Origin of the sequence: Bradyrhizobium sp. 134, assembly GCF_023074155.1 — a bacterium.
GTDB lineage: Bacteria > Pseudomonadota > Alphaproteobacteria > Rhizobiales > Xanthobacteraceae > Bradyrhizobium.
The window spans coordinates 699,131-720,506 of the sequence record NZ_JADPKX010000053.1 but is presented as its reverse complement, the minus strand read 5'-3'; the positions used below and the strand labels follow the sequence as shown (position 1 = coordinate 720,506).

The 21,376-nt window shown below is 64.6% G+C and carries 20 protein-coding genes; 14 read left to right on the top strand and 6 right to left on the bottom strand.

What is annotated here, in order from left to right:
* The first annotated feature begins 35 nt into the window (after positions 1–35).
* Genes IVA75_RS24340 through IVA75_RS24330 form a run of 3 tightly spaced genes read left to right on the top strand, consistent with a single transcriptional unit; the run spans position 36 to position 2,568 of the window.
* Positions 36–545, top strand: a complete 510-nt coding sequence (locus tag IVA75_RS24340; RefSeq protein ID WP_247286678.1) for a GNAT family N-acetyltransferase — start codon at positions 36–38, stop codon at positions 543–545.
* Positions 542–2,140 (top strand): citramalate synthase, encoded by a 1,599-nt coding sequence (cimA, locus tag IVA75_RS24335; RefSeq protein WP_247286676.1) that lies wholly within the window; start codon positions 542–544, stop codon positions 2,138–2,140. The genes IVA75_RS24340 and cimA overlap by 4 nt, the downstream gene beginning before the upstream one ends.
* Before the next feature lie 50 nt (positions 2,141–2,190).
* Positions 2,191–2,568 carry a VOC family protein gene (locus tag IVA75_RS24330; RefSeq protein WP_247286674.1) on the top strand — a complete coding sequence of 126 codons (378 nt, stop codon included), beginning with the start codon at positions 2,191–2,193 and terminating at the stop codon, positions 2,566–2,568.
* On the opposite strand, the gene IVA75_RS24325 is transcribed toward IVA75_RS24330, so the two are convergent.
* Positions 2,565–3,170, bottom strand: coding sequence for a TIGR00730 family Rossman fold protein (locus IVA75_RS24325; RefSeq protein ID WP_247286672.1), 606 nt, complete (start codon positions 3,168–3,170; stop codon positions 2,565–2,567). The genes IVA75_RS24330 and IVA75_RS24325 overlap by 4 nt on opposite strands.
* A gap of 202 nt (positions 3,171–3,372) precedes the next feature.
* Here IVA75_RS24325 and IVA75_RS24320 point away from each other — a divergent pair, with 202 nt between their 5' ends.
* The 4 genes from IVA75_RS24320 to IVA75_RS24305 all read left to right on the top strand — a co-directional run bounded on the left by IVA75_RS24320 (position 3,373) and on the right by IVA75_RS24305 (position 7,944).
* Complete coding sequence (locus tag IVA75_RS24320) at positions 3,373–5,328, top strand: ABC transporter ATP-binding protein/permease (RefSeq protein WP_027569439.1); 1,956 nt, start codon at positions 3,373–3,375, stop codon at positions 5,326–5,328.
* A 77-nt stretch (positions 5,329–5,405) separates the two neighbouring features.
* A complete protein-coding gene (locus IVA75_RS24315; RefSeq protein ID WP_256374445.1) occupies positions 5,406–6,110 on the top strand; it encodes a phosphatidylserine decarboxylase in 705 nt (234 codons plus the stop codon).
* Between the two features lie 87 nt (positions 6,111–6,197).
* Complete coding sequence (locus IVA75_RS24310) at positions 6,198–7,079, top strand: phosphatidylcholine/phosphatidylserine synthase (protein WP_018459344.1); 882 nt, start codon at positions 6,198–6,200, stop codon at positions 7,077–7,079.
* Between the two features lie 145 nt (positions 7,080–7,224).
* Positions 7,225–7,944 (top strand): RraA family protein, encoded by a 720-nt coding sequence (locus IVA75_RS24305; RefSeq protein WP_027569441.1) that lies wholly within the window; start codon positions 7,225–7,227, stop codon positions 7,942–7,944.
* Between the two features lie 18 nt (positions 7,945–7,962).
* On the opposite strand, the gene IVA75_RS24300 is transcribed toward IVA75_RS24305, so the two are convergent.
* Entirely contained in the window at positions 7,963–8,256 is a 294-nt protein-coding gene (locus tag IVA75_RS24300; RefSeq protein ID WP_027569442.1) for a hypothetical protein, read from the bottom strand.
* Positions 8,257–8,592: 336 nt separating this feature from the next.
* Here IVA75_RS24300 and IVA75_RS24295 point away from each other — a divergent pair, with 336 nt between their 5' ends.
* The 7 genes from IVA75_RS24295 (at position 8,593) to IVA75_RS24265 (ending at position 17,256) form a co-directional block, all read left to right on the top strand.
* On the top strand, positions 8,593–9,366 hold the full coding sequence (locus IVA75_RS24295; RefSeq protein ID WP_018459340.1) for a MotA/TolQ/ExbB proton channel family protein: 774 nt from the start codon (positions 8,593–8,595) through the stop codon (positions 9,364–9,366).
* 23 nt (positions 9,367–9,389) lie between these two features.
* Positions 9,390–10,220 carry a flagellar motor protein MotB gene (locus IVA75_RS24290; protein WP_007592497.1) on the top strand — a complete coding sequence of 277 codons (831 nt, stop codon included), beginning with the start codon at positions 9,390–9,392 and terminating at the stop codon, positions 10,218–10,220.
* 273 nt (positions 10,221–10,493) lie between these two features.
* Positions 10,494–12,392: a potassium transporter Kup gene (locus IVA75_RS24285; protein ID WP_027569443.1), complete on the top strand. Its 1,899-nt coding sequence runs from the start codon at positions 10,494–10,496 to the stop codon at positions 12,390–12,392.
* 140 nt (positions 12,393–12,532) lie between these two features.
* Entirely contained in the window at positions 12,533–14,461 is a 1,929-nt protein-coding gene (locus IVA75_RS24280; RefSeq protein WP_247286670.1) for a potassium transporter Kup, read from the top strand.
* Positions 14,462–14,632: 171 nt separating this feature from the next.
* Positions 14,633–14,959 carry a rhodanese-like domain-containing protein gene (locus IVA75_RS24275; protein ID WP_015686918.1) on the top strand — a complete coding sequence of 109 codons (327 nt, stop codon included), beginning with the start codon at positions 14,633–14,635 and terminating at the stop codon, positions 14,957–14,959.
* Positions 14,960–14,967: 8 nt separating this feature from the next.
* A complete protein-coding gene (locus IVA75_RS24270; RefSeq protein ID WP_247286667.1) occupies positions 14,968–16,146 on the top strand; it encodes an aminotransferase in 1,179 nt (392 codons plus the stop codon).
* 3 nt (positions 16,147–16,149) lie between these two features.
* The gene (locus IVA75_RS24265; RefSeq protein ID WP_247286665.1) at positions 16,150–17,256 is read left to right on the top strand and encodes a polyamine ABC transporter substrate-binding protein; all 1,107 of its coding nucleotides are present in this window, start codon (positions 16,150–16,152) and stop codon (positions 17,254–17,256) included.
* 126 nt (positions 17,257–17,382) lie between these two features.
* Here the strand turns inward: IVA75_RS24265 and IVA75_RS24260 are convergent, their stop codons facing one another.
* The 4 genes from IVA75_RS24260 to IVA75_RS24245 all read right to left on the bottom strand — a co-directional run bounded on the left by IVA75_RS24260 (position 17,383) and on the right by IVA75_RS24245 (position 21,373).
* The gene (locus IVA75_RS24260) at positions 17,383–18,315 is read right to left on the bottom strand and encodes a lipid A biosynthesis lauroyl acyltransferase (protein ID WP_247286663.1); all 933 of its coding nucleotides are present in this window, start codon (positions 18,313–18,315) and stop codon (positions 17,383–17,385) included.
* An 8-nt stretch (positions 18,316–18,323) separates the two neighbouring features.
* Positions 18,324–19,601 carry a beta-ketoacyl-ACP synthase gene (locus IVA75_RS24255; protein WP_027569448.1) on the bottom strand — a complete coding sequence of 426 codons (1,278 nt, stop codon included), beginning with the start codon at positions 19,599–19,601 and terminating at the stop codon, positions 18,324–18,326.
* A gap of 99 nt (positions 19,602–19,700) precedes the next feature.
* Complete coding sequence (locus IVA75_RS24250; RefSeq protein WP_247286660.1) at positions 19,701–20,906, bottom strand: beta-ketoacyl-ACP synthase; 1,206 nt, start codon at positions 20,904–20,906, stop codon at positions 19,701–19,703.
* On the bottom strand, positions 20,903–21,373 hold the full coding sequence (locus IVA75_RS24245; RefSeq protein WP_247286659.1) for a 3-hydroxyacyl-ACP dehydratase FabZ family protein: 471 nt from the start codon (positions 21,371–21,373) through the stop codon (positions 20,903–20,905). Before IVA75_RS24245 ends, IVA75_RS24250 begins: the two co-directional genes overlap by 4 nt.
* Positions 21,374–21,376 lie beyond the last annotated feature (3 nt).

Sequence of the window (21,376 nt, the reverse complement as noted above, 5' to 3'; positions counted from 1 at the left end):
CTGGCGCTGAAACTCTATGGGATGTGGTGAAGACGATGGCACAAGCACTCCCAAAGCCTGGTTTGCGGCCCTTCCTGCCGGAGGACGTGCCGGTTCTCGCCGCGATCTTCACGGCCAGCATCGAAGAGCTGACCGGCGACGACTATAGCGAAGCGCAGCAGCAGGCCTGGATGGCGGCGGCCGAGGACGAAGAATTCGGCAAGCGGCTCGCCTCCGACCTGACGCTGATCGCGACGCTGGAGGGATCACCGGTGGGCTTTGCCTCGCTGCGCGGCAAGGATCATGTCCGCATGCTCTATGTGCATCCAGCCGTGGCCGGGCAGGGCCTGGCGACGATGCTCGTCGATGCCTTGGAAAAGCTTGCGGGCGGCCGCGGTGCCGACAAGCTGACGGTCGACGCCAGCGACAACGCGCAGGGCTTTTTTGCCAAGCGCGGCTATGTCGCCATGCAGCGCAACAGCATCACCGTCAATGACGAGTGGCTGGCCAACACCACCATGCAGAAGACGCTCGGCAGCGGACCTGCGTCGGGAGCCCTGCAATGAGCAAGGAGCGCCTTTATCTGTTCGACACCACGCTGCGCGACGGCGCGCAGACCAACGGCGTCGATTTCACGCTGACCGACAAGCAAATCATCGCCCAGATGCTCGATGAACTCGGCATCGACTATGTCGAGGGCGGCTATCCCGGCGCCAATCCGACCGACACCGAGTTTTTCGGCACCAAGCCGAAGTTTTCGCATGCGCGCTTCACTGCGTTCGGCATGACACGTCGGGCGGGACGCTCGGTCTCCAACGATCCCGGCGTGGCCGGGCTGCTGGAAGCCAAGGCCGACGCGATCTGCTTCGTGGCGAAGTCGTCGGCCTATCAGGTGCGCGTTGCGCTGGAGACGACGAAGGAGGAGAACCTCGCCTCGATCCGCGACAGCGTCGCAGCGGCCAAGGCCGCCGGCCGCGAGGTGATGCTCGACTGCGAGCATTTCTTCGACGGTTACAAGGAAGACGCCGGTTTCGCGCTCGCCTGCGCGAAAGCTGCCTATGAAGCCGGCGCGCGCTGGGTGGTGCTGTGCGACACCAACGGCGGCACCATGCCCAACGAGGTCGAGCCGATCGTTGCCGAGGTGGCGAAGCACATCCCCGGCGATCATCTCGGCATCCACGCCCATAACGACACCGAACAGGCGGTGGCGAATTCGCTCGCGGCGGTGCGCGCCGGCGCGCGCCAGATCCAGGGCACGCTGAACGGCCTCGGCGAGCGCTGCGGCAACGCCAATCTCTGCTCGCTGATCCCGACCTTGAAGCTGAAGGCCGAGTTTGCCGACGCCTTCGAGATCGGCGTCACGGCGGAAAAGCTCGCAACCCTGGTCAAGGTGTCGCGCACGCTCGACGACATGCTCAATCGCGTGCCCAACCGGCATGCGGCCTATGTCGGCGAGAGCGCCTTCGTCACCAAGACCGGTATCCATGCCTCCGCCGTGCTGAAGGATCCGCAGACCTACGAGCATGTCTTGCCGGAGCTGGTCGGCAATCACCGCAAGGTGCTGGTGTCCGATCAGGCCGGCCGCTCCAATGTCATCGCCGAGCTCGACCGCGCCGGTATCGCCTATGAGAAGAGCGATCCGAAGCTGTCGCGGCTGGTCGAGGAGTTGAAGGAGCGCGAGGCGCAAGGCTACGCCTATGAATCCGCCAACGCCTCGTTCGAGCTGCTGGCGCGGCGCACGCTCGGCAAGGTGCCGCATTATTTCGAGGTCGAGCAGTTCGACGTCAATGTCGAGCAGCGCTACAATTCGCACGGCGAGCGCGTCACCGTGGCGCTGGCGGTGGTCAAGGTCGACGTCGCCGGCGAGCATCTGATCTCGGCGGCCGAAGGCAACGGTCCCGTCAACGCACTCGACGTCGCGCTACGCAAGGATCTCGGCAAGTACCAGAAATATATCGAAGGCCTGACGCTGATCGACTATCGCGTCCGTATCCTCAACGGCGGCACCGGCGCGGTCACGCGCGTCCTGATCGAGAGCGAGGACGAGAACGGCGACAGCTGGACCACGGTCGGGGTGTCCCCCAACATCATCGACGCCTCGTTCCAGGCGCTGATGGATTCGGTGATCTACAAGCTGGTGAAGTCGGGCGCGCCGGCATAGGGGACATGGCGCCAAGAACGCAATGACGAGGAGAGAGGGGAGCGCGACCCATGATCGACCACATCTCCGTCGGCGTCAGCGACCTGCAGCGCTCGGCGACATTTTACGAAGCGGCGCTTGGGGCCCTCGGACTCGCGCGCGTCATCACGCGACCGCGGACGATTGGCTTCGGCAAGGCCTATCCCGAATTCTGGATCAATCTGCGCGAGGGCATGCCGCACGTCACGCTGGAGAGCGGCGTGCATATCTGCCTGCGGGCCAAGACCTCCGCCGAGGTCGATGCATTTCACGCCGCAGCGCTGTCCGCCGGCGGCGCGTCCGACGGCGCGCCGGGTATCCGCCCGCACGATCGCGTGCGCTATTACGCAGCCTTTGTCGTCGATCCCGATGGTAACCGGATCGAGGCGGTGACGTTTCCTGCGGACTAAAGCTTGCGCACCATTTCCGGGGCGAGCTGCTTTTCCGCATCTTCGATCTGCGCTGCAGCCGATTTCAGCTTCGGCAAAATCTCTTCGATCCGATCGGCCTTGAGGATGTCGACCGAAAGCCCGGCGCGGATGAACTCGGTCTGACGCATGTGCGACAGCAACGAGAAGAGCGGCTCCCAGAAATTATCGATGTTGGCCAGCAGCACCGGCTTGGCATGACGTCCGAGCTGCTTCCAGGTCAATTGCTCGACCAGCTCTTCCAGCGTGCCCACGCCGCCCGGCAGCGCCACGAAGGCGTCGGAGCGTTCGAACATCAAGCGCTTGCGCTCGTGCATGTCGGGGGTGACGATCATCTCCTGCACGCGCGTCAGCGCGTTTTCGCGCATCCGCAGGAAGTCGGGGATGATGCCGGTGACGGTGCCGCCGTGATCGAGCACGGAGGTCGCGACCGAGCCCATCAGGCCGAGCGAGCCGCCGCCGTAAACGAGGCGGATGTTGTTCTCGGCGAGCGCCTTGCCGAACGCCTTGGCGCCTTCGGTGAAACGGGGATTGGTTCCTGGGCCGGAGCCGCAATAGACACAGACGGTTTTGATCGTGCTCATCGGTGCCATGATGCATTGCAGCGGAGAGGCGTCAAGCCCAATCGGTGATTCGGGACTTCCGGAAATCTACCGGTAAACGACGGCGAACAATCGAAGATTCGCCATCTGGCGGGGTGCATGGGCATCGGTAAGGCTCTATATGACAAACGAAAATCCTTAATGGCAACGCAGCCCGCATCCGACGGGCTTTTCAGGCTTCTTGATGGACCAAGCTCAATCGCCCGCCGGCCCCAACGTTCCTGATCCCGCCGGAGGGCCGCTGGAGCGGGCCACGCTGATGGGCACGCTGGCGCATCTGTGGCCCTATATCTGGCCGGGCGACCGTTTCGACCTGAAGATGCGCGTGGTCTGGTCCATGGTGCTGCTGCTCGCGGCCAAGCTGATCACGCTGACGGTTCCTTTCAGCTTCAAATGGGCGACCGACGCGCTGACCGGCGCCAACACGGCGCCGGTTCAGGCCGACAATTGGCACCTCTGGGTGATTGCCTCGCCGCTGCTGCTGACCGCCAGCTACGGCGTGATGCGCATCGTGATGGCGGTGCTGACGCAATGGCGCGACGGCATTTTCGCGCGCGTCGCCATGCACGCGGTGCGCAAGCTTGCCACCATCACCTTCATCCACATGCATGAGCTGTCGCTGCGCTTCCACCTGGAGCGCAAGACCGGCGGCCTGACGCGCGTGCTCGAGCGCGGCCGCGAGGGCATCGAGGTCATCGTGCGCATGGTGATCCTGCAGTTGATCCCGACCATCGTCGAGGTCTCGCTGCTGATGGCCGTGCTGCTGTGGCAGTTCGATTGGCGCTACGTGCTCGCGACCCTCGTCACTGTCGCCGTCTACATGTACTACACCTACATCGCCACCGAGTGGCGGATTGGTATCCGCCGTAAGATGAATGATGCCGATACCGAGGCGAACACCAAGGCGATCGACTCCCTGCTCAACTACGAGACCGTCAAATATTTCAGCGCCGAGACCCGTGAGGCGCAGCGCTACGACCGATCGGTCGCGCGTTACGAGGAGTCGAGCGTGCAGGCTTATACTTCGCTTGCAGTCCTCAACACCGGGCAGGCCGTGATCTTCACGCTGGGGCTGACCGCGACCATGCTGATGTGCGCGATCGGCGTCCGCAACGGCACCAACACGGTCGGCGATTTCGTGCTGGTCAACGCCATGATGATCCAGCTCTACCAGCCCTTGAACTTCATGGGCATGGTCTATCGCGAGATCAAGCAGGCGATCATCGACATCGAGAAGATGTTCAACGTGCTGGGGCGCGAGGCCGAGATCAAGGACGCGCCGGACGCAAAGCCGCTGGTGGTCTCCGCGGGCAATGTGCGTTTCGAGGACGTGCGCTTCGCCTATGAGCCTGCGCGCCCGATCCTGAAGGGCATCAGCTTCGAGGTGCCAGCCGGCAAGACGGTGGCGATCGTCGGCCCGTCCGGCGCCGGCAAATCGACCATCTCGCGGCTGCTGTTCCGCCTCTACGACATCTCCGGCGGCCGCATCCTGATCGATGGCCAGGATATTCGCGAGGTCACGCAGGCGAGCTTGCGCGCGTCCATCGGCATGGTGCCGCAGGACACCGTGCTGTTCAACGACACCATCCGCTACAACATCCGCTACGGTCGCTGGGACGCCAGCGATACCGAGGTCGAGCAGGCAGCGCAGCTGGCGCAGATCGATCATTTCATCCGCATGGCGCCGAAAGGCTACGAGACCCAGGTCGGCGAGCGCGGCCTGAAGCTGTCCGGCGGCGAAAAACAGCGCGTCGCGATCGCGCGCACCGTGTTGAAGGCGCCGCCGATCCTGGTGCTGGACGAGGCGACCTCCGCACTGGACACCCACACCGAACACGAAATCCAGGGTGCGCTCGAGCGCGTGGCGAAGAACCGCACTTCGCTGGTGATCGCCCATCGACTCTCGACCATCGTCGGCGCCGACGAGATCATCGTGCTGGACCAGGGCCGCATCGCCGAGCGTGGCACCCACGCAAAACTGCTCGCGGAGGGGGGACTTTACGCCAGCATGTGGAACAGGCAGCGCGAGGCCGAGGCGGCGCGCGAGAAACTGGCCAGGATGGCCGACCCTGACGAGGCGCCCAACCGGGAGCCACCGCCGGTTGCCGATGTCCTGACGACGCCTGCGGCGGCGGAGTGACCTTGTCTCCGGTCCCAACTCTGGCCTAAACAACACCACCGCGCGGGACGACCTGCGCCATCAACCCTGAGCGGCAGATAGCGATGTCCATTCTCGATTCGATCCAGCGTCAGATCCCGCCGATCCACAAGGAGGGATATCCCTTCATCGGCGGCTTTGCGCTGGCAAGCCTCCTCCTGTTCTGGCTGTGGTCGCCTTTGGGGTGGATCGGCACCATCCTGACCGTGTGGTGCGCGCTGTTCTTCCGCGACCCAGTGCGCGTGACCCCAGTGCGCGAGGGGCTCGTGGTGTCGCCCGCCGACGGCCGCGTCTCCATGATCACCATGGCGCTGCCACCGGCCGAGCTCGGGCTCGGCGATCGGCCGCTGCCGCGCGTCTCGGTGTTCATGAGCGTGTTCAACTGCCATGTGAACCGCAGCCCGATCGCGGGCCGGGTGGACCGTATCGCCTACCGCCCCGGCCTGTTTATCAATGCCGAGCTGGACAAGGCGAGCGAGGACAATGAGCGCAACTCGCTGGTGATCACGACGCCGACGGCGCGGATCGGCGTGATCCAGATCGCGGGTCTGGTCGCCAAGCGCATCGTCTGCTTCGTCAAAGAGGGGCAGGCGATCGGCGCCGGCGAGCGCTTCGGCCTGATCCGCTTCGGCTCGCGGCTCGACGTCTATCTGCCGCTGGGTACGAAGGCGCTGGTCTCGGAAGGCCAGACCGCGATCGCCGGCGAGACGATTCTGGCCGATCTCGCCGGAGACGACCCGAGTCGCGCCTACCGTGCCAATTAACCAATAAGTCGGTCCTGAGGGGCCTTCCGCCGCAATGGCGGAGGGGAACGCGGCTTGCTATATCTCGCCCCAAGGTGAGGACGAGCCATGACGCCCTATGACTTCAAAGATCCTGATGTGCGCCGCCGGCGGTTCCGCCCGATCCCGGTGCGCATGCTGGTGCCCAACGTCATCACGCTGCTGGCGATCTGCGCCGGCCTGACCTCGATCCGGCTCTCGATCGAGGGGCGGATGTCGCTCGCGGTCTACGCCATCGTGTTCGCGGCGGCACTCGACGGCATCGACGGCCGCATCGCGCGCATGATCAAGGGGCAGTCCAAGTTCGGCGCCGAGCTCGACAGCCTCGCCGACTTCGTCAATTTCGGCGTGGCGCCCGGCCTGATGCTGTATTTCTGGCAGCTGCACGAGCTCGGCAATGCCGGCTGGATCGCCGCCATGGTGTTCGCGATCTCCGGTGGCCTCCGCCTGGCGCGCTTCAATGCCACCATGGACGATCCCAACAAGCCGGCCTTTGCCGCGAATTTCTTCACCGGCGTGCCGGCGCCGGCCGGCGCGATCACGGTGCTGCTGCCGATCTATGTCGCTTTCCTCGATCTCGGCCGGCTGCCTGCGGCGGTGACGGCTGCGTATACGCTGCTGATCGCCTTCCTGATGGTGTCGCGCCTGCCGGTGTTCTCCGGCAAGACCAAGCGCATGCGCGTGCCGCCCGAACTGGTGCTGCCGGCGTTCGTCGCGGTGGTCGTGTTCATCGCGATCCTGATCGCCTATCCCTGGCACGTGCTGTCCATCGGAACGGTGCTGTATCTCCTCGCTTTGCCGCTCGGCTACAAATCCTATCGCGACCAGGCGCGCGCGATGGAAGCCACCGCGCCGGCTGGAGGTGAGGTCTCTTCGCCGCCGTCGGCGCCGACGCTGGCAAACCTGTCGGAGCCGCCGCGCGAAGACGACCGGCCCGACCGGCTGCACTGAACGGCCAAGCAGCAAGGCGCTGAACAGCGAGACTTGGATATCTGCCATGAGGCGCCCTGAGTTGGGTTGAGGCCCGATCTCGGCTATATCGCCCGGTGCCGGCGGCACCGCGCCAACAGCGGCCGCCAATCTGGGAGAGAACGCCGTGACGAATACTGCGACCGGGCCGCTGCCCGCTTCCGTCCTCGAAGCGCTGGGCCGCTATGACACGCCGACGATCTGCAATGCCATGGAGATCGTGGCGCCCGAGCGCCGGCTAATCGGCTACACCACCAAGCCACTGGTCTGCCCATTTCCCGATCTGCCCCCGATCGTCGGCTATGCCCGCACGGTCGCGATCCGCTCGGTGCTGAAAAATTCGCTACCGCCGGAAGAGCAGTCCAAGCGCCGCATCGACTATTACGAATATGTCGGGACTGGCCACGGTCCGCGCATCTCGGTGATCCAGGACATCGACGGTCCCGACGTCGGCTACGGCGCGTTCTGGGGCGAGGTGCAGAGCAACGTGCACAAGGCGCTCGGCTGCCTCGGCGTCATTACCGACGGTTCGATCCGCGACATTCCGCAATGGGCACCGGGCTTCCAGGCACTGGCCGGCTCGATCGGCCCGTCGCATGCCTGGGTGCATGCCGAGAGCTTTGGCGGCGAAGTGCGCGTCGCCGGCATGACCGTCAAGTCGGATGATTTGATCCATGCCGACCAGCACGGCGCCATCGTGATCCCGCACGATATCGCCGCAAAGCTGCCCGAGGCTGCCGAGCTCTGCGGCCGTCGCGAGACGCCGATCCTCGAGATCGCCCGCAGCCCCGACTTCTCGCTGGAAAAGCTCAAGGCCGCGCTGAAGCGCTCAGCGGAGATCCACTAACGGCGGGACCGCAATGATCTACGGTTGCGACGCCGCTCGCAGGCTGCCCTGTTCCGTGAGGAACAAGGCGGCCTGATCCGGCTCGCCGAGCACCGCGGCAGCGCATCCGATCAAGGTGAAGCCGCCGGCAAAATCCCACAGGGTGATATCTTCCGCATTGTCCGGCATGTGGATCAGGCGTGCTGCGATCACGGCCAGGGCCGCCTCCACAAAGAGCAGCACGCTGAACGCCGGCAGGACGAGCCCGGGTTCGAGCATGTGGAGCGCCAGCACTGCGGGAAGCGCGGTGAGAAGACTGAACAGCGTCACCATTGCGATGCCTTCCGCCCTGAGGAGCCGGCCCGCTCCAGAATACCAACTGATCGGTCGCCCCCGATGTGGCGCAGGGCCGCAGCCGAAGGGATCGCGCGCGCACGGCCTTGGGTGATGGGGTACGCGCAACGCCCTATGGTTAGCGAAATGTTGAAATCCCTGTCGGCACTCGGCAAAAGTCGGTGCCTTTCAGCGCGCTGCGGCCGCCAGGCGCGCCGGCTCAACTTAACCTTTACGCGTCTTTAATCGCGGCTCACTAGGGTTTCCGATGCGGTTCGGGGTTGGGCCGCGCCATCGGCCAGGACGGCCGTTGTTGCGTTCGCGTTGGAGTCTCCCATGGATATCATGACGAGCATCGGGCTCGTGGCGGGTATTGTCGTCATCGCGACGATGATGCTGCTGGGCGGCGATCTCCACATGTTCGTTTCCGAGCATGCGATGATCATCATCTTCGGCGGCTCGACGGCCGCGACCATGATCCGCTTTCCGCTCTCGACGCTGATCCACGGCCTGCCGCTCGGCGCCAAGTTTGCCTTCACGATGAGCCGTCTGTCGGCGCACGATCTGGTCGACGAGCTCGCCCGTATCGCCGAGATCGCCCGCAAGCAGGGCCCGGTGGGGCTGGAAAAAGTCGAGACCGACGAGCCGTTCCTCGCCAAGGGCATCCGCTACGTCGCCGACGGCTACGACCTTGATTTCATTCGCGACAATCTCGAGCGCGACCGCGATAATTTTTTGATGCATCTGGACGAAGGCAGCAAGATCTACCGCGCCATCGGCGACTGCGCCCCGGCCTTCGGCATGGTCGGCACGCTGATCGGCATGGTGCAGATGTTCGCCAACATGACCGACCCTTCAAAGCTCGGCCCGTTCATGGCGACCGCGTTGCTCGCGACTCTCTACGGCGCGCTGGTCGCCAACCTGTTCTGTACCCCGATCGCCGACAAGCTGCATGGCAAGCTCCTGGACGAAGAGACCAACCGCACGTTGATCATCGACGGCATCCTGATGATCCGCGACTCCAAGAGCCCGACGCTGGTCCGCGAAATGCTGCTGGCCTACCTGCCCGAGAAGCACCGCCACGCCGAAGGCGAGCCGGTGCCGGCCTGAGGCCGCGCGTCGGGATTTGAGACATGGCCAAGAAGAAGCGCGGCGATTCACACGGAGGCGGTCACGGCTGGTTCGTGACCTTCGCCGACCTGATGGGCCTGATGATGAGCTTCTTCGTGATGCTCGTCGCGTTCTCGACGCAGGATGCCAACAAGCTCAAGGTCGTCGCAGGCTCCATGCGCGACGCCTTCGGTGTCCAGACCGAAGCGCGCTATTCCGGTATCGTCGAGTCCGACGGCCTGCCGACCCGCCCTCGGCTGAAGAACGTCGATCACATTCAGCCCGAGGACTCCTCCAACACGCCGACGCCGGACCAGGAGGATCGGGACCGCACGTCGGGCGCCAAGATCAAGGTCGACCGCAATTTTGCGCTGGCGGCGGCCTCGCTGCGCCAGGCATTGCAGGACATGCCGGAACTGACCGAGATGTCCAAGCACATCATGTTCGAGGAGACCAAGCAGGGCCTCAACCTCGAGATCGTGGACCAGGACGGCCGCTCGATGTTCGCCGACGGCTCCAAGGTGCCCTATGACCGCACCCGTCGCCTGATCGAGAAGCTCGCTGTCCCGCTCAAGGCGACGCCGCTGCGCGTCTCCATCGCCGGCCACACCGCGGCTGGATTCGTGCCGACCCGCAGCGACTACGGCGCCTTCGACCTGTCGGCCGACCGCGCCAATGCCGTGCGTCAGATCCTCGAACGCGAGGGCCTGCCGGCCGCCCATGTCTTCGCCGTCGCCGGCAAGGCGGATACCCAGCCGCTGTTTCCGGACGATCCCTCGCTCGCGGCCAACCGGCGGGTGACCATCACCCTGATGCGCGAAGATCCGCCGCTGCCACCGAATCTGAAGCCGTAGGGCGCATTCGAGCGAAGCGAGCCCTGTTTCGCGCGAAGAAAGCGCGACAAAACAAGGATGTAGAGCCAATTCCCCTTCGATCGGGGACGGAAAGGCTCAGGGCTCTTGTGCCACCGTCTTACCTGAGGCATGTCGTCGCGTGGGCGACGACCGTTGCTGCGCCGTCACAGCATCTGCCCCGGCGCCTGCTATGGTGATGTGCCGATTGACAGGGGCGCCGGAACCGTCAAAAGGCGCCGGATCAATTCTCGGGCAAAAGCGTTCCAGTTTCATATGACGGCGAGCATCACATCGACCGAAGCTCCGGACGGACCGGTCAGCTCGGGTTTCTGGGGCCTGACGCTCGGGAGCATCGGCGTCGTCTTCGGCGACATCGGCACGTCGCCGCTCTACGCATTCCACGAGGCGGTCAGGGGCGCGGCCCACGGTCAGCCGGTCTCGCGGGTCATGGTGCTCGGCGTGCTCTCGTTGATCCTCTGGGCGCTGCTGATCGTCGTCACCGCCAAATACGTTCTGCTGCTGCTGCGCGCCGACAACAACGGGGAGGGCGGCACGCTTTCCCTCATGGCGCTCGGTCAGCGCGCGCTCGGGCGGCGGAGCTGGTTCCTGACGGCGCTTGGCGTGGTAGGCGCCTCCATGTTCATCGGCGATTCCATGATCACGCCGGCGATCTCGGTGCTGTCGGCGGTCGAGGGTCTGAAGCTCGCAACACCTGCCTTCGAGCACTACGTCGTTCCCCTGACCGTTCTCATCCTGGCGCTGCTGTTCGCGGTCCAGAGCAAGGGGACGGCGCTGGTCGCCTCGGCTTTCGGGCCGGTGATGGTCGTCTGGTTCACCGTCCTTGCCGTGTTGGGCGCCGTTCACATCGCCGACGATCCGTCGGTGCTGGCAGCAATCAATCCCTATTACGCGCTGGAATTCCTGCTGTCGCACGGCACGATCGGCTTGGTGACACTGGGCGCGGTGTTCCTCGCGGTGACCGGCGGCGAGGCGCTCTACGCAGACCTCGGCCATTTCGGCCGCAAGCCGATCCAGTCAGCCTGGATGTTCTTCGTGCTCCCTGCGCTCCTGATCAACTATTTCGGGCAGGGCGCACTGGTGCTGTCGGATCCCAGCGCGATCGAACACTCCTTCTATCGTATGGTGCCCGAACATTTCGTGCTGCCGCTGGTCGGACTTGCGACCGCGGCGACCGTGATCGCGAGCCAGGCGGTGATCACAGGGGCCTATTCGCTGGTCTATCAGGCAGTGCAGCTCGGCCTCCTGCCGCGCTTCGAGGTGCGCTTCACCTCGGAAACTCATGCCGGCCAGATCTATCTGCCGCGTGTAAACCGGCTGCTGCTGATCGGTGTGATGCTGCTGGTGCTGTTGTTCCACACCCCCACCAATCTGGCTTCGGCCTACGGTATTGCGGTCTCCACCACCATGGTTGCTGACGGCATCATGGGCTTCATCGTGATCTGGAAATTGTGGAACTGGCGCGCGGCGACGGCAGCAGCGGTGATCCTGCCCTTCGTCGTGGTCGACATCAGCTTCTTCAGCGCGAATCTTCTGAAGCTGCTCGAAGGCGCCTGGGTGCCGCTGCTGTTCGGCGTGATCATGGCCGGGACAATCTGGACCTGGCGACGAGGGTCCGGGATCCTGATCCAGAAAACGCGCCGCATCGAGGTGCCGCTGGACGATCTGATCCGGAGCCTGGAGAAGCGGCCGCCGCACATCGTCAAGGGCACCGCGGTGTTCCTGACCAGCGATCCGTCCTTCGTGCCGACCGCGCTGCTGCACAATCTCAAGCACAACAAGGTGCTGCACGAGCACAACGTGGTCCTGACCATCGAGACCGCGCATACGCCGCGGGTCGATCTGTCGGAGCGTTTCCGGATGGAGAAGATCAGCGACAAGTTCTTCAAGGTCCGCCTGCGCTTCGGTTACATGGAGCAGCCAAACGTGCCCAAGGCGCTCGCGATCGCGCGCAAGCAGGGCTGGCAGTTCGACATCATGTCGACCTCGTTCTTCGTGTCGCGGCGCTCGCTGAAGGCGTCGGCGCAGTCCGGCATGCCGCTTTGGCAGGATCATTTGTTCATCGCGCTGAGCCGGTCCGCCAACGACGCCACCGACTATTTCCAGATTCCCACCGGGCGGGTGGTTGAAGTCGGAACCCAGGTCACCATCTAAGCCGCGATGGCGAAGGCATGCAAAACTGCATGTCTAGGCCCCAAAATCGGGCTAGGCTATGCCGGTAGCGCAGGCCTATAAGCCGCGCGCCCTTCTGCCGTTGTGCAGTGAAGCATTTTCAGAGGCCATCAGGCTCTCCCATGACAAGTGACGTAGCGATTTCCGCCCCGGAAACGGCGGCGGCCAATGGGCATGGCGATGCCCACACCACCGCCGGTTTCGGTGCGCTGACACTCGGCAGCATCGGCGTCGTCTACGGCGACATCGGCACCAGCCCGCTCTACGCGTTCCGCGAGGCGGTCATGGCGGCTTCTGGCGCGGAGGGGCTGCCGACGCCGGCGGCCCTGCTCGGCGTGCTCTCCCTGATCCTGTGGGCGCTCATCATCGTGGTGACGCTCAAATACGTCGTGATCCTGCTTCGCGCCGACAACAACGGCGAGGGCGGCACGCTGGCGCTGATGGCCCTGGCCCAGCGCGCAGTCGGCACCCGCGGAACAACCATCGTCCTGCTCGGCATCATTTCCGGCGCCCTGTTCTACGGCGACGCCGTGATCACGCCGGCGCTCTCGGTGCTGTCGGCGATCGAAGGCATGAAGGACGTCACCCTGCACTTCGAGCCCTACATCGTACCGCTGACCGTGATCATCCTGGTCGGTCTGTTTGCCGTGCAGTCCCGTGGCACCGCTCGCGTCGCCGCCTTCTTCGGCCCGATCATGTGCGTCTGGTTCGCCGTGATCGCGATCGCGGCGATCCACCCGATCATCCAGCAGCCACAGGTACTGTTGGCGCTGAACCCGCTCTACGCCGTGTCCTTCATGATCCACCATGGCATCATCGGGTTCGTGACGCTCGGCGCGGTGTTTCTGGCGGTCACCGGTGCCGAGGCGCTCTATGCCGACCTCGGCCATTTCGGCAAGCGGCCGATCCAGACCGCCTGGCTGTTCATTGTGGTGCCGTCGCTGGCATTGAACTATCTGGGGCAGGGCGCCCTCGTGCTCGGCGATCCCGGCGCGATCGTCAGCCCGTTCTTTCAGCTCTTCCCGCAAGGTTTTTTCCGCGGCTGCATGGTCGTGCTGGCGACCGCCGCAACAGTCATCGCGAGCCAGGCGGTCATCACCGGTGCGTATTCGCTGACGCGTCAGGCGATCCAGCTCGGTCTGTTGCCGCGTTTTGAAATTCGCCATACCTCTGAAGCCCATTCGGGCCAGATCTTCATCCCGCGCATCAACCAGCTCCTGCTGGTGGCGGTGGTCCTGCTGGTGCTGCTGTTCCGCTCTTCCACCGCGCTAGCCTCGGCCTACGGCATCTCCGTCACCGGAACCATGGTGGTCACGGCGATGATGGGTTTTGTGGTGATCTGGAAGGTCTGGAAATGGTCGCCGTTCACGGCCGCCGCCCTGATCGCGCCGTTCCTGTTCCTCGATCTGACTTTTCTCGCCGCCAATCTGCTGAAGGTGTTTGAGGGCGGCTGGGTGCCCCTGGCGCTCGGCGCAGTCATGATGATGCTGATGTACACGTGGCGGCGCGGCAGCCGGCTGCTGTTCGAGAAGTCGCGCAAGCTCGAATTCCCGCTCGCCGACCTCGTGGCGATGCTGGAGAAGCGGCCGCCGCAGCGCGTGCCCGGCACCGCGGTGTTCCTGACCAGCGATCCCGTCAGCGCGCCGACCGCGCTGATGCATAGTCTGAAGCACTACAAGGTGCTGCACGAGAAGAACGTCATTCTCACGATCGAGACCGCACAGACCCCGCGCATCGATCCGGCCGAGCGGGTGAAGCTGGAACAAATCTCGCCGACCTTCTCCAAGGTGACGCTGAAGTTCGGCTTCATGGAATCGCCCAACGTGCCGAAGGCGCTGGCGATCGCCCGCAAGCTCGGCTGGCAGTTCGACATCATGTCGACCTCGTTCTTCCTGTCGCGGAGGGCGCTCAAACCGGCCGCCCATTCCGGCATGCCGCGCTGGCAGGACCGGCTGTTCATCTCGCTCAGCCGTTCCGCCAACGACGCCACCGACTATTTCCAGATCCCCTCCGGCCGCGTCGTCGAGGTCGGCACCCAGGTCACCATCTAAAGTGACGATCTGATCCTCCGTTGGAAGGTCGCGCTTCAAGTCGCTGCGATTTAGCCTTAACTTGCGCAAGGCAGCTCAAGCCTTTGTAGCGCTTGATTTTCACCGGCCGAGAGGCGAGGTTGCCGGCCGCCGGGATCGCCCCGGCAGCGGCCCGCGACGTTGGAGGATGATGTGGCAAATCAAGTACAGGATCTGACCCCGGACGAGGTCTCCAAGGGTGTCGCGGAAGGGCGCTATCTCCTCGTCGACGTGCGCGAGCCGAACGAGGTCGAGGCCGAGGCTTATCCCTACGGCGTGGTCGTGCCGCTCTCGACCTTCGATCCTAAGGCGATCCCCGATCCCGCCGGCAAGGAGGTCGTGTTCGCCTGCCGCTCGGGCAAGCGGTCGGTGACGGCCTCGCTGGCGGCGCAGGCCGCGGGCCTGCCCTACGACAAGCATCTGGCTGGCGGCATGCTGGGCTGGAAGGCGGCGGGTCTTCCCAGCAAGGTCGGCGGCTGACCCCGCCGATGTCCAAGAGCTCGTCCCTCAACAAGGTCTTCGCGGACCTTCCCGTCACCATCTTCGAGGCGATGTCGCAGGCCGCGCGCGACAATGCCGCCATCAATCTCGGCCAGGGCTTTCCCGACGATCCCGGCCCCGAAGACATCCGCCGCGCCGCGGCCGAGGCCTCGCTGAACGGCTACAATCAGTATCCGTCGATGATGGGCCTGCCGGAGCTGCGCCAGGCGATCGCGACCCATTACGGCCACTGGCATGGCCTCGAGCTCGATCCGATGAGCGAGGTGATGGTGACCTCCGGCGGCACCGAGGCCCTGACCTCGGCCATCCTCGCCGTCGTCCAGCCCGGTGACGAGGTGGTGTGCTTCCAGCCGGTGTACGATTCCTACCTGCCGATCATCCGCCAGGCCGGCGGCATTCCGCGCCTGGTCCGGCTCGAGCCGCCGCATTGGCGGCTGAATGAGGACATGCTGAAAAGCGTCTTCAATTCAAAGACCAAGGCGGTGCTCTTCAACAATCCCCTGAATCCGTCCGCGATGGTGTTTCCGCGCGAGGACCTCGAGCTTTTGGCGCGCTACTGCCAGGAGTTCGACGTCATCGCGATCTGCGACGAGGTCTGGGAGCACGTCACCTTCGACGAGCACAAGCATATCCCGCTGATCACCATCCCGGGCATGCGCGACCGCACCATCAAGGTCGGCTCGGCCGGCAAGATCTTCTCGTTGACGGGCTGGAAGATCGGCTTCGTCTGCGCGGCGCCGCCGCTGCTGCGCGTTGCCGCCAAGGTGCACCAGTTCCTGACCTTCACCACCGCGCCGAACCTCCAGGCCGCCGTCGCTTACGGGCTCGGCAAGCCGGACGAGTATTTCCTGTCGATGCGCAAGGACCTGGCGCGGAGCAGGGACCGCCTTGCCAAGGGACTGGAGAGCCTCGGCTTCCCGGTGCTGAAGTCGCAGGGAACCTACTTCCTCACCGTCGACCTGTCCCCGCTCGGGCTGAACGAGAGCGACACCGAGTTCTGCTGGCGGATCGTGAAGGACTACAAGGTCGCGGCAATCCCGGTGTCGGCCTTCTACGAGCAGGACCCTGTGACCTCGGTGGTGCGCTTCTGCTTTGCCAAGAAGGACGAGACGCTCGACACCGCGCTGGAGCGGCTGTCGGACGCGGTGCGCGGGCGCAAGAGGTAGCAGATGACGATCGTCAGCCGCTTTGGTTTTGGCCTCGCGATCGCCGCCGCGCTGACGTTGCTCTCCGCTCCCGCCGGGGCCGAGGAGCGGGTCGTCAACTTCTACAACTGGTCGAACTACGTGGCGCCCGACGTCCTCGAGGCCTTCACCAGGGAGACCGGTATCAAGGTGGTCTACGACACGTTTGACGCCAACGAGACGCTGGAGACGCGCCTGATGGCCGGCAAGTCCGGCTATGACGTCGTGGTGCCGACGGCCTATTTCCTTCAGCGCCAGATCAAGGCCAACATCTTCCAGAAGCTCGACAAGTCGAAGCTGCCGAACCTGGCCAATGCCTGGCCGGTGGTGACCGAACGTCTCGCGATCTACGACCCCGGCAATGTCTACGCCGTCAATTACATGTGGGGCACGACGGGCATCGGCTACAACGTCGCCAAGCTGAAGCAGATTCTCGGAGCGGATGCGAAGATCGACAGCTGGGACATCGTGTTCAAGCCGGAGAATCTCGCGAAATTCAAAGACTGCGGCGTCCACATGCTGGATTCCGCCGACGACATCTTCCCGGCGGCGTTGAACTATCTCGGGCTCGATCCGAACTCGACCAAGCAGGCCGACCTCGACAAGGCCGCCGATGTCGTGGCCAAGGTGCGGCCTGCCGTGCGCAAGTTTCATTCGTCCGAATATCTAAGCGCGCTCGCCACCGGCGAGATCTGTTTCGTGGTCGGCTGGTCCGGCGACATCATGCAGGCCCGCGCCCGCGCTGCCGAAGGCAAGAGTAGCATCGAGATCGGCTACGCCATCCCGAAGGAGGGCGCGCAGATGTTCTTCGACAATCTCGCAATCCCTGCGGATGCCAGGAACGTCAAGGAAGCCTACGAGCTGATCAACTATCTCTACCGTCCGGACGTGGCCGCCAAGAATACGGACTTCCTGTCCTACGCCAACGGCAACCTCGCCAGCCAGAAGCTGGTCGACCCGAAAATTCTGAACGACAAGAACATCTATCCGGACGAGGCGATGCTCGCAAAGCTGTTCGTCATCACGGCGCGTGAGCCGGCGACCCAGCGGGTCATCAATCGGCTGTGGACCAAGGTGAAGACGGGAAGGTAATCGCGCCCGTCATTGCGAGTGACGAACCAATCAGAGTCTTTCCGCGGGAAGGATTCTGGATTGCTTCGCTTCCGCCTTCGCTCTTCGAGCTACGGCGGACAAGTAGCTCGCAATGACGGAACAAGATTACCGCCACCTGCGGTGCAGCCACAGCCACTGCTCGGGATGCTCGCGGACCCAGCCTTCCACCACGCTCGTGATCGCTTGGGTGGTGCCCTGGATGTCGATCTTGCCGTCGGCGTCGCGCACCGGCTGGACCTCTTCGGTGATCTCGGCGGTGAAGCGGCCGCCGGGCAGGCGGATGACGCGGACGCCGTGGATCGGGCATTCGACCTGGCGCAACAGGCGTGCCAGCATCGGATTGGCGCGGGTCTTGCGGCCGAAGAAGGTGACCTCGACGCCGCCGGTCAGATACTGGTCGATCAGCATCGCGACGTGCTTGCCGTCCTTGAGCGCCTGCGCGAGCCGCAGCGGCGCGTCGCGGCCCGCGGGGATCAGCGTGCCCATGTTGACCTGGCGCATCTCCTGGATGATGCGGTCGGCGGAGGCGATATTGGGGCGGCGGTAGAGGATCGCCGCATCCAGCCCATGCGCGACCGCGGCGAGCGCCGGCAATTCCCAATTGGCGAGATGCGCGGCGAAGATCAGCGCCGGCTTGCCGTCGTCGCGGATCCGGTCGAACAGCTCGATGCTGCGGCTGGGCAGGTCGATCCGACTGTTTTCCGGATGCTCGCGGTCGTAATCCCAGACGTGGTCCATATGGGCGAATTCGGCGCCGACGCGACCGAGATTGTCCCAGACGCCCATCAGGATGGATTCGATCTCCTCGGGCGACTTGTCCGGAAAGGCGGCGGCGAGGTTGGCACGGCCGATGCGGTGCTCACGAAGGCGGGGCCCGATCAGCCTGGTGACGCGTGCGAAAAAGTCCGAGGTCTTGGCCGGATCGAAATAACGCGTGGTGCGCAACATGCCGACGGTGGCAGCGCCGATCAGGCCTCCACCGATCGACTTGGCAGTCTCCCGCGCGCGGGCCTTCGTCCTCGCAGGAAGCAGCGCCATGCGTCCGGTCAGGCCGGTTCGCGGGTCAGGATCAGCGAGGCGTTCTGGCCGCCGAAGCCGAACGAATTCGACATGACAGCGGTGACGCGGGCATCGCGTGCCTTGTTGCCGACGACGTCGAACAGGATCGTGGGATCCGGATTGTCGTAGTTGATCGTCGGCGGGATGCGCTGATGTTCGAGCGTGAGCAGCGAGAAGATTGCCTCGACCGCGCCGGCGGCCGAGATCGTGTGGCCGACCATCGACTTGTTGGAGGTGACCGGAATCTTCGAGACGAGATCGCCGAACACGGCCGATGTCGTATTGTACTCCATCTTGTCGTTCTCGGGCGTGGCGGTGCCGTGCGCGTTGATGTGGTCGATCTGGTCCGGCGTCATGCCGGCATCGGCCAGCGTCTTGTTCATGCAGCCGATGATCGGCTTGCCGTCGGGCGAGGAGCGGGTGCGATGGAAGGAATCGGTGAGCTCGCCGCAGCCGGCGATCACGCCGAGGATTTTTGCGCCGCGCGCAGTGGCGGCTTCGTAGCTTTCGAGCACCAGCGCACCTGCGCCTTCGGCCATGACAAAACCGTCGCGGTTCTTGGAGAAGGGACGGGAGGCTGCCTGCGGCGGATCGTTCTGGGTCGACAGCGCCGAGAGCAGCGAGAAGCGCACCAGCGCCTCCGGATTTACGGTGCCGTCGGTCGCCACGCACAGCGCGGCATCGGTTTCGCCGCGGCGGATCGCCTCGACACCGAGCTGGATCGAGGTCGCGCCCGAGGCGCAGGCCGTCGACAACGAGATCGGCGAGCCCTTGGTGCCGAAGGTCTCGGCGAGGTAGGCCGCGACCGAACCGAACATGAAGCGGTGGTGATAGGCGCTGTACTTGCCGCCACCGGAGATGCGCAGTAGATCGTCGTAATTGAAGTCGAGCTTACCGACGGCGCGCCCGAGCTCGCGGCGCTGCGGCCATTCGACTTCGACAGGTGCGACCGCAAGGAAGAGAGGACCCGGGAAATCCGCCTTGGCGCCGATGCCGGCCTGGTCCAGCGCTTCCTGCGTCACCAGTTCGGCCATCCGCTCGGACAGGCCGGTGGAGGAGAACGGATCGACGCTGACGAAATCCACCGTGCCGGCCATCGTGGTTTTCAGGCCGTCGACTGGAAAGCGCGTGATGGTGCGGATGCCGGATTCGCCGGCGACGAGCTTCGCCCAATTGTCGGTCTTGCCGTTGCCGAGCGAGGTCATGATGCCCATGCCGGTGACGACGACGACGGGGCGCCCGAGTTTGTCGCGTGGTGCAGTCATGTCGATCCCCGCTTGAGCTGGAGCATGATTCGAAAAAGCGTGACGCGATTTTCCGAGAAGATCATGCCCAAACAATAACCTGCCAAAGCGCAACGCGCTCTAGCTTACTGCCTCGACCAGCGCCATGCCTTCGCCGCGCCAGTGTCCGGCCCCCACCACCACAATCTGGGTGGGCGCTCCCTGCATTTCAATCTCGGTGCCCGTGGAATCGTTCGGCGGAAACAGCGCGCCGCGAGAGATCGACAGCGCGGCGAGCGCGATGCCGAGCGGGAATTGCGTCTCCATCGTATGGCCGAACATCGTGCCGGTCGAGCGCACCGGGAACTCGGCGTGGCCCTTCAGGAAGCCGCGCTCTTCTGATGTCGCCGGCTCAGCGCCGGTCGCACCGGATATGATCGCGCCCTTGCCGTCGCGCTTCGGCAACTTTGCCCAAAGCTTCTCCAGCGTCGCGGCCATGTCGCCGGGGGTCTTGCGCCGGGCGAGGTCGGCAACGACGCTCGACAGCTTCGCGAACGGCTTGGCACCGCGCGCTTCCGCATGCGCCTTGGACTCCAGCACCAGAAACGCGCCAGCCGAGCCGAGCGCGAAGCCGGCGTTGTCCTCGCGCGCCCACACGGGTGCGAACTTGTCCTTGAGATTGAAGTCGCCGAATTCGTAGAGGACCATCAGGTCCTTGCGCTCGCCATTGTGCGAGCCGCCGATCAGCGCGATGTCGCTCTCGCCCGAGGCGATGCGCGACAATGCAATGCGGGCGGCATCGGCGCCGGCAACCTCTTCACCCATGAAGGTGCGCGAGGTGCCGCCAATGCCATGCACGATGGCGATGTTGCCGGCGAGCAGGTTGGAGAGCTGGGCCAGGAACAGCGTCGGCCTGAGATCGCTCATCAGCCGCTCGTTGAGGAAGCCGGGCGCGTTGGCACCCTTGGCCTCGGCCGTGAGCACGCCGGTGTCGACGTTGAGATCGCGCTCGCCGCCGCCGGCGGCGACGACCATGTCGATCTTCGACAGGATATCCTTGTTGCCCTTGATCCCGGCGGAGTCGAGCGCAAGCCCGGCCGCATAGGTGCCGATGCGCTGCCAGGCTTCCATCTGGCGCTGGTCGCCCTTCTTCGGGATTTGGCTGTCGAAGGTAACCGGCGTCAGGGGGTGCACGATGTAGGGCGCAAAGCCCTTCTCGTCGACATTGATGCGCTTCTCCTGAAGCGCGGCCCAGTTGGCGTCCAGGCCCTCGCCGAGCGAGGTGGCCAGGCCAATGCCGGTGATCCAGACTTCCGTCTGGGCGGGCTTCGAAGCAGTCTCGGTCATGGCGATACGGCCTGTTGCGGAAAGCCGACGCGTTTGGCGACCGCGTCCATGTGGGCGCGCATTTCCGCATGGGGAAAGGGAATCTGCGTGAAGGTCAGCGTCGAATTCGCGCGCAGCTTGCCGCCGACCTTGATCTTGGCTTCGGTCACGGCGTAGCCCGAGCCCTGATGGGCCAGGCTCGCCTCGATGCTCATGAGATCGCCGGGGAAAACCGAGCCGCGGACCTTGGCCTCCTTGACGGCAGCCAGGATCGGCATGCGCTCGAATTTGAGCACGCCAAGCTGAAGCCAGCCAGAGGCCTGCGCCATCGATTCGATCAGGAGCACGCCGGGCATCAGGGGATAGCCCGGGAAGTGCCCCTCGAAGATGGTGCTCTCCATCGGGACCTGAGCCTCGACGACAATCGTCTTCGCGTCGAGGTTGAGGTCGACGACGCGATCTATCATGTGGAAGTATTCGAGTTGCATGAC

Bases quoted from the DNA above. Each gene is read 5' to 3' on its own strand.
- IVA75_RS24340 (WP_247286678.1), top strand. From the start codon at position 36: ATGGCACAAGCACTCCCAAAGCCTGGTTTGCGGCCCTTCCTGCCGGAG.
- cimA (WP_247286676.1), top strand. From the start codon at position 542: ATGAGCAAGGAGCGCCTTTATCTGTTCGACACCACGCTGCGCGACGGC.
- IVA75_RS24330 (WP_247286674.1), top strand. From the start codon at position 2,191: ATGATCGACCACATCTCCGTCGGCGTCAGCGACCTGCAGCGCTCGGCG.
- IVA75_RS24325 (WP_247286672.1), bottom strand. From the start codon at position 3,170: ATGAGCACGATCAAAACCGTCTGTGTCTATTGCGGCTCCGGCCCAGGA.
- IVA75_RS24320 (WP_027569439.1), top strand. From the start codon at position 3,373: ATGGACCAAGCTCAATCGCCCGCCGGCCCCAACGTTCCTGATCCCGCC.
- IVA75_RS24310 (WP_018459344.1), top strand. From the start codon at position 6,198: ATGACGCCCTATGACTTCAAAGATCCTGATGTGCGCCGCCGGCGGTTC.
- IVA75_RS24300 (WP_027569442.1), bottom strand. From the start codon at position 8,256: ATGGTGACGCTGTTCAGTCTTCTCACCGCGCTTCCCGCAGTGCTGGCG.
- IVA75_RS24295 (WP_018459340.1), top strand. From the start codon at position 8,593: ATGGATATCATGACGAGCATCGGGCTCGTGGCGGGTATTGTCGTCATC.
- IVA75_RS24290 (WP_007592497.1), top strand. From the start codon at position 9,390: ATGGCCAAGAAGAAGCGCGGCGATTCACACGGAGGCGGTCACGGCTGG.
- IVA75_RS24285 (WP_027569443.1), top strand. From the start codon at position 10,494: ATGACGGCGAGCATCACATCGACCGAAGCTCCGGACGGACCGGTCAGC.
- IVA75_RS24280 (WP_247286670.1), top strand. From the start codon at position 12,533: ATGACAAGTGACGTAGCGATTTCCGCCCCGGAAACGGCGGCGGCCAAT.
- IVA75_RS24270 (WP_247286667.1), top strand. From the start codon at position 14,968: ATGTCCAAGAGCTCGTCCCTCAACAAGGTCTTCGCGGACCTTCCCGTC.
- IVA75_RS24265 (WP_247286665.1), top strand. From the start codon at position 16,150: ATGACGATCGTCAGCCGCTTTGGTTTTGGCCTCGCGATCGCCGCCGCG.
- IVA75_RS24260 (WP_247286663.1), bottom strand. From the start codon at position 18,315: ATGGCGCTGCTTCCTGCGAGGACGAAGGCCCGCGCGCGGGAGACTGCC.
- IVA75_RS24255 (WP_027569448.1), bottom strand. From the start codon at position 19,601: ATGACTGCACCACGCGACAAACTCGGGCGCCCCGTCGTCGTCGTCACC.
- IVA75_RS24250 (WP_247286660.1), bottom strand. From the start codon at position 20,906: ATGACCGAGACTGCTTCGAAGCCCGCCCAGACGGAAGTCTGGATCACC.
- IVA75_RS24245 (WP_247286659.1), bottom strand. From the start codon at position 21,373: ATGCAACTCGAATACTTCCACATGATAGATCGCGTCGTCGACCTCAAC.